General features: G+C 67.9%; 12 protein-coding genes, 2 tRNA genes, 1 pseudogene and 1 other annotated feature. Of the genes and pseudogenes, 7 read left to right on the top strand and 8 right to left on the bottom strand.

All coding sequences use genetic code 11. The annotated features are described in order from the left end of the window. The first annotated feature begins 1 nt into the window (after window position 1). Window positions 2-61: transfer RNA gene (locus QM597_RS00475), tRNA-Cys, on the top strand. Window positions 62-87: 26 nt separating this feature from the next. After that, window positions 88-162: transfer RNA gene (locus tag QM597_RS00470), tRNA-Val, on the top strand. Between the two features lie 99 nt (window positions 163-261). On the opposite strand, the gene QM597_RS00465 is transcribed toward QM597_RS00470, so the two are convergent. After that, window positions 262-462, bottom strand: coding sequence for a helix-turn-helix domain-containing protein (locus QM597_RS00465; RefSeq protein WP_415002911.1), 201 nt, complete (start codon window positions 460-462; stop codon window positions 262-264). Window positions 463-663: 201 nt separating this feature from the next. On the opposite strand from QM597_RS00465, the gene QM597_RS00460 reads away from it, so the two are divergent. Beyond that, window positions 664-882, top strand: a complete 219-nt coding sequence (locus tag QM597_RS00460) for a type IIL restriction-modification enzyme MmeI (protein ID WP_415002910.1) — start codon at window positions 664-666, stop codon at window positions 880-882. Between the two features lie 48 nt (window positions 883-930). Then, window positions 931-2,171, top strand: a pseudogene (locus QM597_RS00455) (IS3 family transposase). Further along, window positions 1,212-1,340, top strand: a sequence feature (AL1L pseudoknot). Its footprint overlaps the pseudogene before it by 129 nt. On the opposite strand, the gene QM597_RS00450 reads toward QM597_RS00455, so the two are convergent. Both QM597_RS00450 and glnA read right to left on the bottom strand, forming a co-directional pair. Continuing rightward, complete coding sequence (locus QM597_RS00450; RefSeq protein ID WP_415002909.1) at window positions 2,135-2,620, bottom strand: hypothetical protein; 486 nt, start codon at window positions 2,618-2,620, stop codon at window positions 2,135-2,137. The pseudogene QM597_RS00455 and the gene QM597_RS00450 overlap by 37 nt on opposite strands. 186 nt (window positions 2,621-2,806) lie before the next feature. Further along, window positions 2,807-4,234 (bottom strand): type I glutamate--ammonia ligase, encoded by a 1,428-nt coding sequence (glnA, locus tag QM597_RS00445; RefSeq protein ID WP_415002908.1) that lies wholly within the window; start codon window positions 4,232-4,234, stop codon window positions 2,807-2,809. A gap of 184 nt (window positions 4,235-4,418) precedes the next feature. On the opposite strand from glnA, the gene QM597_RS00440 reads away from it, so the two are divergent. Beyond that, the gene (locus QM597_RS00440; protein ID WP_415002907.1) at window positions 4,419-4,790 is read left to right on the top strand and encodes an RDD family protein; all 372 of its coding nucleotides are present in this window, start codon (window positions 4,419-4,421) and stop codon (window positions 4,788-4,790) included. A 128-nt stretch (window positions 4,791-4,918) separates the two neighbouring features. On the opposite strand, the gene QM597_RS00435 is transcribed toward QM597_RS00440, so the two are convergent. Next, the gene (locus QM597_RS00435) at window positions 4,919-5,626 is read right to left on the bottom strand and encodes a DUF4191 domain-containing protein (RefSeq protein ID WP_415002906.1); all 708 of its coding nucleotides are present in this window, start codon (window positions 5,624-5,626) and stop codon (window positions 4,919-4,921) included. Window positions 5,627-5,734: 108 nt separating this feature from the next. Then, window positions 5,735-6,643: a lipoyl synthase gene (gene lipA / locus QM597_RS00430; RefSeq protein WP_415002912.1), complete on the bottom strand. Its 909-nt coding sequence runs from the start codon at window positions 6,641-6,643 to the stop codon at window positions 5,735-5,737. A 101-nt stretch (window positions 6,644-6,744) separates the two neighbouring features. On the opposite strand from lipA, the gene QM597_RS00425 reads away from it, so the two are divergent. Continuing rightward, complete coding sequence (locus QM597_RS00425) at window positions 6,745-8,136, top strand: MFS transporter (RefSeq protein WP_415002905.1); 1,392 nt, start codon at window positions 6,745-6,747, stop codon at window positions 8,134-8,136. Here the strand turns inward: QM597_RS00425 and lipB are convergent. Then, on the bottom strand, window positions 8,058-8,786 hold the full coding sequence (gene lipB, locus QM597_RS00420) for a lipoyl(octanoyl) transferase LipB (RefSeq protein ID WP_415002904.1): 729 nt from the start codon (window positions 8,784-8,786) through the stop codon (window positions 8,058-8,060). The genes QM597_RS00425 and lipB overlap by 79 nt on opposite strands. 18 nt (window positions 8,787-8,804) lie before the next feature. Here lipB and QM597_RS00415 point away from each other — a divergent pair, with 18 nt between their 5' ends. Further along, window positions 8,805-9,287 carry a hypothetical protein gene (locus QM597_RS00415; protein WP_415002903.1) on the top strand — a complete coding sequence of 161 codons (483 nt, stop codon included), beginning with the start codon at window positions 8,805-8,807 and terminating at the stop codon, window positions 9,285-9,287. A 189-nt stretch (window positions 9,288-9,476) separates the two neighbouring features. Here the strand turns inward: QM597_RS00415 and QM597_RS00410 are convergent, their stop codons facing one another. Together QM597_RS00410 and sucB are read right to left on the bottom strand one after the other, a co-directional pair. Continuing rightward, on the bottom strand, window positions 9,477-10,379 hold the full coding sequence (locus QM597_RS00410) for a TIGR01777 family oxidoreductase (RefSeq protein ID WP_415002902.1): 903 nt from the start codon (window positions 10,377-10,379) through the stop codon (window positions 9,477-9,479). A gap of 5 nt (window positions 10,380-10,384) precedes the next feature. Then, on the bottom strand, window positions 10,385-11,671 hold a 1,287-nt coding region (gene sucB, locus QM597_RS00405; RefSeq protein ID WP_415002901.1), incomplete at its 5' end, for a 2-oxoglutarate dehydrogenase, E2 component, dihydrolipoamide succinyltransferase.

The raw sequence follows: 11,671 nt of genomic DNA, 5'->3' as shown, positions 1-11,671 counted from the left end.
TGGCCGAGAGGCGAGGCAACGGACTGCAAATCCGTGTACACGGGTTCAAATCCCGTACCCACCTCGGAAGCACAACTGAACACCCACGGGCGATTGGCGCAGCGGTAGCGCGCTTCCCTGACACGGAAGAGGTCACTGGTTCAAACCCAGTATCGCCCACCAGGTTTATGTAGGTCAGAGCAGATTTTTCGGAACCAATGCCGAGATCGGGAACAAACGGGGAACAAGGAGCGGCCACATCTGGCCGCTCCTGTCTTCGTTTCAGGCCCGCCATCCCCCGACCGGCCGCGCGTCGATGAAGCGCTTGATCGAGTCGACCTTGATCCGCAGGGTCTTGCGTCCGAGGCGTACGGCGTCGAGCTGACCGGCGGCGATGTAGCGCCGTACGGTGCGCGGCGAGACCGCGAGGGCATCCGCCGCGTCCGCGATCGAGACGCGCTTGCGAGTGATGGTGGCAGTCATGTCTGCTCCCGAGTCCGTGACAGCCTCTTCGGCCGCCTTCGTCGCCACAGGCCGCAAGACGACCGCGAGTGGCCAGGTGCAGCGCGCAACGGAACGCTCGGCGGCTCCGCAGGTCGTCATAGAGCATGCACCACTCAATCTCGTCAGGCACCCTCACTAGGCTGAACCCGAACCTGACCAAAGATAGGGAGGCTTTGTCCCTTGGCAGTCACGAAGGCGTTGTCGCTGCAAGACATACGCGCCAACGTCGACCGTTTCGTTGCGGAGTGGAAGGACGAGACGGCCGAGCAGGCCGAGTCGCAGTCGTTCTGGAACGACTTCCTGGGGTGCTTCGGCATCGAGCGGCGGCGGGTTGCGACCTTCGAGCGGCGCGCGACTCGCGCGTCGACCGCCAACCCAGGCCGCATCGACGTATTCTGAACCGCCCTGGCGTGTCCGGAGGGTTGGTTCGTTGGAAGGATCACTCTCATGGCACGTCCCAGCAAGTACCTCACCGAGCTTCGTGAGCGCGCTGTCCGGCTCGTGATCGAGGTCCGGGCCGATCATCCGTCCGAGGCCGCTGCGATCAGGTCGGTCGCGGCCAAGCTCGGGATCACCTCGCCCGAGCAGTTGCGCACGTGGTTGCGGCAGGCCGAGGTCGACGGCGGCCTCCGGCCGGGCAAGATCAGCGAGGACATCGCTGAGATCAAGAAGTTGAAGAAGGAGAACGCCGAGCTTCGGCGGGCCAACGAGATCTTGAAGTCGGCCTCGGCTTTCTTTGCGGCGGAGCTCGACCGCCCTAACAGGTTCTGATCGGGTTCATCGAGGAGAACAGGGTGGAGTTCGGGGTCGAGCCGATCTGCCGCGTGCTTGCTGAGTACGGGATCAAGATCGCCCCGTCCACCTTCTACGAGGCCGCCGGGCGGCGGCCCTCGAAACGAGTGCTGCGCGACGCCGAATTGGTGGCGTTGATCGAGGGCGAGCGGGTTCGGCAGAAGCTGATCGCCCGGTTCGGGGCCAGGAAGATGTGGCTCCACCTACGTGGCAAGGGCCACGACGTCGCCCGGTGCACCATCGAGCGGCTCTACCGCGAGCAGGGCTGGGCCGGTGCCCTGCGGGCCAAGAAGGTCCGCACGACCATCGGCGATCCCGCCGCGGAACGGCCGCTCGACCGGGTGGACCGGCAGTTCTGGGCCAGCCGCCCGAACCAGTTGTGGGTGGCCGACTTCACCTATGTCGCGACCTGGGCCGGCACGGTCTATGTGGCCTTCGTCTTCGACGTCTTCAGCCGAAGGATTGTGGGCTGGCGGGCAGCGACGAGGATGACGACCGACCTGGTGCTGGACACGTTGGAGCATGCGATCTGGACGCGGCGCCAGGCCGGGATCACCGATCTGTCCGGGCTCGTCCATCACACCGATGCCGGGTCCCAGTACGTCAGTTTTGCCTTCACCCAGCGGCTGGTCGACGAGGGCGTCGACCCGTCCGTCGGGTCCGTGGGCGACGCCTACGACAATGCGCTGGCGGAGTCGCAGATCGGGCTCTACAAGGCCGAGCTGATCCGTCCCGAAGGACCCTGGCGCGGAGTCGAGCACGTCGAACTGGAGACCCTGAACTGGGTCCACTGGTTCAACAACGAGCGCCCCCACGAGGCACTGAACGACCTGACTCCGATGGCCGCCGAAGAACTCCACTACGCTGCAAGGAACGAACTCACGCCAACCGGCTGAGCCAAGAAACCAAGTCTCCGGACACGCCGGGGCGGTTCAGCGTCCGTCAGAGTCTCGTTGCTCGGCTGAAACGCGGCATGCAGAGTCCACTGACCAGGAAGGTCCAGTCGGCTCATTGCAGGCCCTTGCGCGATCCAGTCTGACTTCAGTACTCGTCGCCTGTTGACGAACTCGGCATCGGAGAGTGTGTCGCCGGCCTCAATGCTCTCGGGCTCGACCATATCGAGGAGAGGTTCGAGGACGGTGCCTGCCGGCGGGTATTCGCGATGCTCCAGCCAATACCGGCCCAGTGGTGTCAGTGTGGCGCGCCACGGCGTAGCCCATCGGTTGTCGAGCAGGATCAAGTTCTGGCGCGCCAACGCGACCGCAGAGACCTTGTGGCGCTCCAGGCATCCTGCGGCTATCCACTCGAGTACGGCCTCCTGGCGCTCGTTCAACGGATTGCCCATGCATCGATTCTCCTCTCCGGGCGACTGGTGGAAGGGTCAGTCTTGGCCCGGCTGCCCGATCCTGGGGCCGCAGTGGGGCCGCAGACCAACGAAAAACGGCGGCTGACGCTGGAAGACGTCGAAAGACGTTTCCGCAGGTCAGCCGCCGTTTTCGGCAACTACTGACAGAGGGTGAAAACCCTCGGATCAGATGTCGTAGTACAGCTCGAACTCGTGCGGGTGGGGGCGCAACTGGACAGGCAGGATCTCCTCGTTGCGCTTGTAGTCAATCCACGTCTCGATCAGGTCGGGGGTGAAGACACCGCCGGCGGTGAGGAAGTCGTGGTCGGCTTCGAGATTGTCGAGCACCGAGTTGAGGGAGGTCGGAACCATGTCGATGGCCTCGTACTCCTCGGCCGGCAACTCGTAGATGTTCTTGTCGATCGGCGCAGCCGGCTCGATCTTGTTCTTGATGCCGTCCAGGCCGGCCATGAGCAGCGCTGAGAACGCCAGGTACGGGTTGCTCGACGGGTCGGGGCAGCGGAACTCGATGCGCTTGGCCTTCGCGTTCGACCCGGTGATCGGGATACGCACACAGGCCGAACGGTTCCGGGCCGAGTACACCAGCGCGATCGGCGCCTCGAAGCCCGGCACCAAGCGGTGGTAGGAGTTCACCGACGGGTTCGTGAACGCCAGCAGGCTCGGCGCGTGCTTGAGGATGCCGCCGATGTAGTAGCGCGCGATGTCGGACAGTCCGCCGTAGCCGGCCTCGTCGTAGAACAGCGGCTCGCCGTTGTTCCAGATGGACTGGTGGACGTGCATGCCCGAGCCGTTGTCGCCGAAAATCGGCTTCGGCATGAACGTCACCGTCTTGTCGGCAGCCCAGGCGGTGTTGCGCACGACGTACTTGAACTTCATCACGTCGTCGGCGGCCTTGAGCAGCGTCGCGAAGCGGTAGTTGATCTCAGCCTGCCCGGCAGTGCCGACCTCATGGTGGCCGCGCTCGATCTCCAGCCCCACGCTGGCCAGGTTCGACATCATGTCGTTGCGCAGATCAGCGAGTTGGTCGGTCGGGGCCACCGGGAAGTAGCCGCCCTTGTAGCGGACCTTGTAGCCGCGGTTGTCCTCGATGGCGTCGCCGGTCGACCACGCCGACTCGACGGACGTGATCTCGTAGAACGACTTGTTCGCGCTCGTGCCGTAGTTGACGCGGTCGAAGATGTAGAACTCGGCCTCCGGTGCGAAGAACGCCGTGTCGCCGACACCGGTCGTGGCCAGGTAAGCCTCGGCCTTACGGGCCACGTTGCGCGGATCGCGGCTGTACGCCTCGCCGGTGATCGGGTCGTGGACGAAGAAGTCCATCGCGATGGTCTTGCGCGTCTTGAACGGATCGATGTACGCGGTGCCGAAATCGGGGAACAGCACCATGTCGGACTGGTCGATGCTCTGGAAGCCGCGGATCGACGAGCCGTCGAAGGCCACGCCGCTCTCTGCCATATCGGCGTCGAACGTCGCGGCCGGCAGCGTCACCTGCTGCTGGATTCCGGGAAGATCGGTGAAGCGGACATCGAGGTACTCGACCCCCTCGTCCTTGACGACCTTGAAAAAGTCGTCGGCGTTCTTGATCTCCGTCATGGGTCCTCCTCGGCCGCGCGGCGGCTCAGGTCGTGGGATTTCACTCGGCCGGACGCGATGGATACCCGGCCGACTACGAACCTAGGCGCGGGCAGTTTCCCGACCGTCAACGGTTTGTTTCGGTCAAGTTACATGTCGCAGCGTGCAGGCCGGGCCGCTCAGTTGCGGCTTGTAGGCTCGCGGCGTGGAATCGACCGGAGCACCCCCCTCGCTCGGCCGGCGCCTGGTGGCGCTGCTCATCGACTGGATCGTCGCGGCGTTGTGCGCGGTCGCGGTGGTCGGCGTGCACTATCCGCCCCGCGACATCGGCGAGAACCTGGTCATCACGGCCTTCGCCATCGGCCAGATGACGCTTCTGACCGGGCTGCTCGGCTTCTCCATCGGTCAGCGCCTCATGCGACTGCGCGTGGAGAACCGCGACGGCCAGCCCATCGGCCTGGCGCGCGCCCTGCTGCGGACGGTGCTGCTCAGCCTCGTGCTGCCGGCGATCCTGATGACCGACGACAAGCGCGGCCTGCACGATCTTGCCGCCGGTTCGCGCGTCGTCAGCGCGTAAGAGGTTCCGCAGATAGGGGGACCCGGTCATTGAGGTGCGAGCTTGCGAGCCTCGAAATGACCCAACTACGGCAGGCTTCGCCCTTCGAGGCTCGGCCGCAAGCGGCCTCGCACCTCAGCCGGCGGGACCTATCCGCGCATCATCTTGCGGGCGGCCTTGGCCGAGGTCGGCACGGGGCCGCGCGGCATCGGGGCGGCCGGGCGCTGGGCGTCGAGCGCCTTGAGTTTGTTGATGACTGTCGTCTGCTCCGCAGGGGAGATGGCCTTCTTCATACGCTGCAGTTTCCGGGTGAGCTTCGGCAGCGGCGTCTGGCCCTCATCGCGGCCCACGACGACCTCGATCACCGGCACGTCCTCGCCCACGAACCGGGCGTGCTTGCGCTTCTCCGAGGCCAGCAGCGACTTGACCCGGTGTGCATTGCCCTCGCCCACGAGGATCACCCCGGGCCGGCCGACCACCCGGTGCACGATGTCCTGGCTCTTGGTGAACGCGACGACCGGCTTGACGTCCCAGCCGCGGCGCAGCATCTGCAGTGCGCTGGCGGCGGCACCCGGCTGGCCCTCCACTTGGGCGTAGGCGGCCCGCTCGGCGCGGCGGCCGAACACGATGAGCGCCGCGAGCGTGCCCGACAGCACGCCGAAGACCGCCGCGAGGATGATCCCGAGCGTCGAACGGTCGAAGATCAGCAGGTTGACTGCGGCCAGCAGCCCGCCGACCAGCAGGAACCAGAACAGCAGGATCAAGCCGATGTTCGGGTCGGAGGTCTTGGTGATGCGGTAGGCCTGGCGCATCTGGGCGACGCGGCCGGTGGCCGGGGCGGGGGCTGCGGACGACATGGCCGCCAGTCTAGGCGGTGGCCCTTTCGCCCTTCGAGGCTGCTCCTTCGTCGCAGCGCCTCAGGACCCGGCTCGGCCGCCGGCGGCCTTGCACCTCAGGGACCGGTGTCAGCTGCGAGCGGCGGCGCGGGCCTCGACGGCCTGCTGGTACAGCCGCCCGGCGCGGTACGACGAGCGCACCAGCGGTCCGGACATGACCCCGGCGAAGCCGATCTCCTTGGCCTCGTCGGCCAACTCCACGAACTCCTCGGGCTTGACCCAGCGTTCGACGGGATGATGCCGCTTGGTAGGCCGCAGATACTGCGTGATCGTCACGAGGTCGCAGCCGGCCGCATGCAGGTCGCGCAGCGCCTCGGAGACCTCCTCGCGGGTCTCGCCCATGCCGAGGATGAGGTTCGACTTGGTGACGAGGCCGAAGTCGCGCGCCTGCGTCAGCACGTCGAGCGAACGCTCGTAACGGAACGCCGGACGGATCCGCTTGAAGATGCGCGGCACCGTCTCCAGGTTGTGTGCCAGCACCTCGGGGCGCGACTCGAAGACCTCGGTCAACAGGTCCGGCTTGCCGTTGAAGTCCGGGATGAGGTTCTCCACGCCGGTCTCGGGGTTGAGCGCGTGGATCTGGCGGACCGTCTCGGCGTACAGCCAGGCACCGCCGTCGGGCAGGTCGTCGCGGGCGACGCCGGTGATGGTCGAGTAGCGCAACTGCATCTTCTGGACGCTCTCGGCCACGCGGCGCGGCTCGTCGCGGTCCAACTCGGCCGGCTTGCCGGTGTCGATCTGGCAGAAGTCACAGCGCCGGGTGCACTGTTCGCCGCCGATGAGGAAGGTCGCCTCGCGGTCTTCCCAGCACTCGAAGATGTTGGGACAGCCGGCCTCCTGACAGACCGTGTGCAGGCCCTCGCCCTTCACCAGGCCCATCAACTCGTTGTATTCCGGACCCATCTTGGCGCGCGTCTTGATCCAGGCGGGCTTCTTCTCGATAGGGGTCTCGGCGTTGCGGACCTCCAGACGCAGCATCCTGCGTCCCTCCGGCGCGATCGTCACGCGCTCCACTGTACGCCGTGGGCGCGGCCGGACTTGCTCGGCAGGAGACGGTTTTGTCCGTCTAGGGTTGAGGGGTGAACCGCGACCCCTCGGCCGTCGATCATCGCCGCACATTCGCCGGCGTCCTGGTCAACACCGCACTGGCCAACCTCACCACGAGTTTCCTGTGGTGGGCGCTGATCTTCTGGATCTACCTGGAGACCCGCTCTGTCCTGGCCTCCGGTGTCGTGGGCGGCAGCTACATGCTGTTCGTCGCCGTCGGCAGCATCGCGTTCGGCACCGTCGTCGACCGTCATCCGAAACTGCGGGTGATGCGGTGGTCCACGTTCTGCACGCTGGCGGCCTTCATGGCGGCTGGAGCGCTGTACGCGGCGGTGCCTGCGGCCGATCTGCTCGACCTCGGGCGGCCGTGGCTGTGGCTGTTCACGGCGATCATCCTGGCCGGGGCCGTCGTGGAGAACATGCGTAACATCGCGCTGTCGACCTCGGTGACGATCCTCGTGCCCGACGGCGACCGCGACCGCGCCAATGGCCTCGTCGGCACCGTGCAGGGCCTGGCGATGGTCCTGACCAGTGTGTTCTCGGGGCTGTCGGTCGGTTACCTGGGTATGGGCTGGACGGTGGTCATCGCTCTGGTGCTGACGGCGCTGTCGCTGGCGCACCTGCTGACGCTGTCGTTCCCCGCCGAGGAGATCGACCGGTCCGCGTCGTCGGGCATGCGCGGTTCCATCGACCTGGCCGGCTCGGTCGCGGCCATCGCTGCGGCACCGGGCCTGATGGCGCTCATCGTGTTCTCGACGTTCAACAACCTCATCGGCGGCACTTACATGGCCCTGATGGACCCCTACGGCATCGAGTTGTTCACCGTGCAGGGATGGGGCCTGGCCTTCGCCATCGCCTCGACCGGCTTCATCGTCGGCGGCATGGCGGTGGCGAGGTTCGGTCTGGGGGTCAATCCGCTGCGCACGATGTTGGTGCTGGTCGTTGTGATGGGTGTGGTCGGCACGGTGTTCGTGGTGCGCGAATGGGGCTGGCTGTTCGTCGCGGGCACGTGGGCGTTCATGGCGCTGATGCCGGCGGCGGAGGCGGCCGAGCAGACCGTCGTTCAGCGGGTGGTGCCGTTGGAGCGGCAGGGGAGGGTCTTCGGCTTCGCTATGGCCTTCGAGTCCGCTGCGGCACCGGTGTCGTCGTTCCTCGTGGCCCCCGTCGCGGAGTTCTGGGTCATCCCCTATGCCCGTTCCCAGGAGGGGGCGGCGGCCTTGGAGCCGTGGCTGGGCACGGGGGAGGTGCGCGGCATCGCTCTCGTGCTGGTCGTCACCGGACTGCTCATGGTGGCCGTCGCGGCGTTGGCGTTCTGCTCGCGGTCGTACCGGCTGATCTCGCAGACCTACCTGGCGGCGGTGCCGAGCACCGGCACCGAGGGCGAGGAGACGGCGGCTCGGTCGATGTCCGGCGAGGGCGTGTAGGGCTTCCAGCGCAGCAGGTCGACCAGGTGTGGGCGCACCGCCTCGGCGGTCTCGGGGACGGTGACGTCGCGGCCCAGCTCGACCGACAAGCTGGTGACGCCCGCGTCGGCGATGCCGCAGGGGACGAAGCGGTCGTACCAGCCGAGGTCGACGTCGGCGTTGAGGCTGAAACCGTGCATCGTGACGCTGCGGGAGACCCGGATGCCGATGGCCGCGATCTTGCGCTCGGGGTGCCGGTGACCGGCGGGGAGCCAAACCCCGGAGCGACCGTCGACGCGCCCGGCGGTGACGCCGAGATCGGCCACCGCCCGGATCAGGGCCTCCTCGACACGCCGCACATAGTCGACGACGAGGACGTGCGAGGGCAGCCGCGTGATCGGGTATCCGACGAGTTGGCCCGGCCCGTGGAAGGTGATCTTGCCGCCGCGGTCGACATCGATGACCGGGGTGCCGTCCTGTGGGCGCTCGTGCGGCTCGGTGCGCCTGCCTGCGGTGTACGTGGGCGGGTGTTCGAGGAACAGCGCGACATCGCCGATCTCGTCGGCCGCGCGCTGCGCGTGCAGGGTCCGTTGCAACTCCCACGCCTCGCGGTAGTCGAGGGCGTCCTCGCCGAACCATCCGTCGCGGATCTGCAGCAGCGCCTCGTTCACCCGGCCCACAGTACGCCTGTGGACAGTGTGCTTGGCGTCGTGGCGAACCTGGTCCAGGCTGCCGTCATGGATCTGTGGGGTATCACTGCCGTCGGCTACCTGGTCTCGTTGCTCGGAGCCTCGCCCGGCGGGCCGTCGTGCGTCGACCTGGCGGGCCTGGACCTGCAGCGCAGCGTCGCCTACGCCGCAACCTCCCCGGAAGCCCTGACCGACCTGTTCGTCACCCCGGAGTCGGCGGAACCGGAGGTCGAGGCACTGCGCGACTGGAGTGAGCGAGGCTATTCCCTGGAGTCGGCCATGCTCGTGATTGGTTCGTGCTCGGTGGTCGAGCAGGGCGCGGGCGAGGTCGTCCTCGATGTCATCGACCGGCTCGCCCCGACCACGGCGGTCGACTCCTCCGGGCAGCGCCAAACCCTGCCGACGGACGACTGGTCGGCCCGCCGCGTCGTCCTGCGCCACGTCGACGGCCATTGGCGCTATGCCTCCGCCGTGCCGCAGTGACCCGTCGTCATGCGCGAGGCGGCGTTAGGGATCCGCCGATTTATAAGGTCGATGCCGCTCATTGAGGCGCGGAGCGAGGAACGAGCGGAGCCTCGAAATGAGCTGCGGTTTGAGTCCCTTCGAGGTGTGCTGCGCTCGCATCTCAAGGACCGGCCGACAGCACGCAACACGAATGAAATCAACACTTCCTCAGCCGCGCAGGCCGTGGGCGAGGGTGGAGGTCAGGTCCGGGTGCTCGAAGGAGAAACCGGAATGCGACAGCGCGAACGGCTCCAAGCGCAGGGAGCCGAGGAGGTCCTCGGCCAGGCCGCCGAGCGCCAGCCGCATCAGCGATGCCGGTGCCTTGAGGAAGGCCCGCGAGCCGCACGCCTCGGCCAGGGCGCGGGTGAACTCGCGGTTCGTCACCGGATCGGCCGTGGCCAGGTTGACCGGACCGGACACCTCGGTCTCGGCCAGATGCACGACGGCACGTACCCAGTCAGACCGCGAGATGTACGACATGTACTGTTCGCCCGAACCGAGCACCGCGCCCCCGTACCGGCGGAAGGGGATCGCCATGAGCCGCAGTGCCCCGCCGTCCTCGTCGAGCACCAGCGAGGTGCGCAGCAGACAGACCCGCGCACCGGCGGCGACGGCCGGCTGCGTGGCGGCCTCCCACTGCTGGGCCACCTCGGCCAGGAAGCCCTCGCCGGGGGTGCCGCTCTCGGGCAGCAGCGTGTCGGCGCGGTCGGTGCCGTAGTACGACATGCCGGAGGCCGACAGCAGCGCCGCAGGCCGACGGGAGCGGGCCACGGCCCGTGCGAGCGTGGTGGTCGCTGCCAGCCGGGAGCGCAGGATCTCGCGGCGGTACGCCGCCGTGCGCGGCCAGTGCTGGATCGGTGCCCCCGAGAGGTTGACCACCACGTCGGCGTCGTCGATCAGGCGCTGGTTGAGATCACCGGAGACCGGATCCCAGGGCGAGGCGTCGGCCCCGCCGTCGTCGCTGCGCACCAGGCGCGTGACGTTGTGGCCGCGGGCGCGGAACTCCTCCACGAGGGCAGCGCCGAGGAAGCCCGAGGCTCCCCCGACGACGACTCTCAACGTCGATGACACGCCGGTCAGGACCCCAGTTCGGCCTCGAAGGAGCCGGCCTCCAGGCGCTGCTTGACCGCCGTGAGGAAGCGGCCCGCGTCGGCACCGTCGATGATCCGGTGATCGTAGGTCAGCGCCAGGTAGGCGACGCTGCGCACCGCGATGCTGTCGTTGCCCAACTCGTCGGTGACAACGACCGGGCGCTTGACGACGGCACCGACCCCCAGGATCGCGACCTGCGGCTGGTTGATGATCGGCGTGTCGAACAGGGCACCGTTGCTGCCGAGGTTGGTGATTGAGAAGGTCCCGCCGGACAACTCGTCGGGAGCGATCTTGTTCGTGCGGGTGCGCTCGGCGATGTCGGCGATCTTGCGCGCCAGCCCGGCGATGGACAGGTCGCCCGCGTCGCGGATCGTCGGCGCGAGGAGGCCGCGCTCGGTGTCCACGGCGATGGACAGGTGCTCACCGCTGGGGTAGGTGACCGTGCCGCCGGCGACGTCCAGGGCCGCGTTGACCTGCGGGTACGCCTTGAGCGCCTCGATGGCGGCCTTGGCGAAGAAGGGCAGGAAGGTCAACTTGACGCCCTCGCGCTCGGCGAAGGCGTCCTTGTGCTTGGCGCGGATGCGGGCGATCTCGGTGACGTCGACCTCGTGGACCTGCGTCAACTGGGCGGAGGTCTGCAGCGATTCGACCATGCGTGAGGCGATGGTCTGGCGCAGGCGGCTGAGCGGCTCGGTCTTGCCGCGCAGCGGCGACGGGGCAGCGGGTGCCGGGGCGGCCGGAGTCGCAGCGGCCGGTGCCGCAGGAGCGGGCTTGGCGCGCTCGGCTGCGGCCAGGACGTCGGCCTTGCGGATGCGGCCGCCGACGCCGGTGCCGGCGATGCTTGCCAGGTCGACGCCGTGCTCCTTGGCGAGCTTGCGGACGATGGGGGTGACGTAGCCGTCGCCGTCGTTCGTGGCCGCGGGAGCCGGGGCGGCCGGTGCCGGGGCCGGGGCTGCGGGCACCGGAGCAGGCTCGGGGGCGGCGACCGGTTCGGGAGTCGGCTCAGGCTCGGCAGCGGCGGGTGTCGGCGCTGCCGCCGGAGCGTCGCCGGAGCCGATGATCGCCAGCACCGCGCCGACCTCGACGGTCTCGTCTTCGGCGGCCTTGATTTCGAGGAGGGTGCCGGCGACGGGGGAGGGGATCTCGGTGTCGACCTTGTCGGTGGAGATCTCCAGGAGGGGTTCGTCGACGGCGATGGTGTCACCGACGGCTTTGAGCCATTGGGTGACGGTTCCCTCGGTGACGCTCTCGCCGAGGGCAGGAAGGGTGAC

The sequence above is a fragment of the Aeromicrobium sp. genome, from assembly GCF_047607065.1.
Classification (GTDB): domain Bacteria; phylum Actinomycetota; class Actinomycetes; order Propionibacteriales; family Nocardioidaceae; genus Aeromicrobium.
Note: the sequence above shows the minus strand (reverse complement) of the source record. Positions and strands in the feature narration are given on the sequence as shown.

Coding starts and splice junctions, on each gene's coding strand:
- QM597_RS00465 (WP_415002911.1), bottom strand. CDS start 462: ATGACTGCCACCATCACTCGCAAGCGCGTCTCGATCGCGGACGCGGCG.
- QM597_RS00450 (WP_415002909.1), bottom strand. CDS start 2,620: ATGGGCAATCCGTTGAACGAGCGCCAGGAGGCCGTACTCGAGTGGATA.
- glnA (WP_415002908.1), bottom strand. CDS start 4,234: ATGACGGAGATCAAGAACGCCGACGACTTTTTCAAGGTCGTCAAGGAC.
- QM597_RS00435 (WP_415002906.1), bottom strand. CDS start 5,626: ATGTCGTCCGCAGCCCCCGCCCCGGCCACCGGCCGCGTCGCCCAGATG.
- lipA (WP_415002912.1), bottom strand. CDS start 6,643: ATGCTGCGTCTGGAGGTCCGCAACGCCGAGACCCCTATCGAGAAGAAG.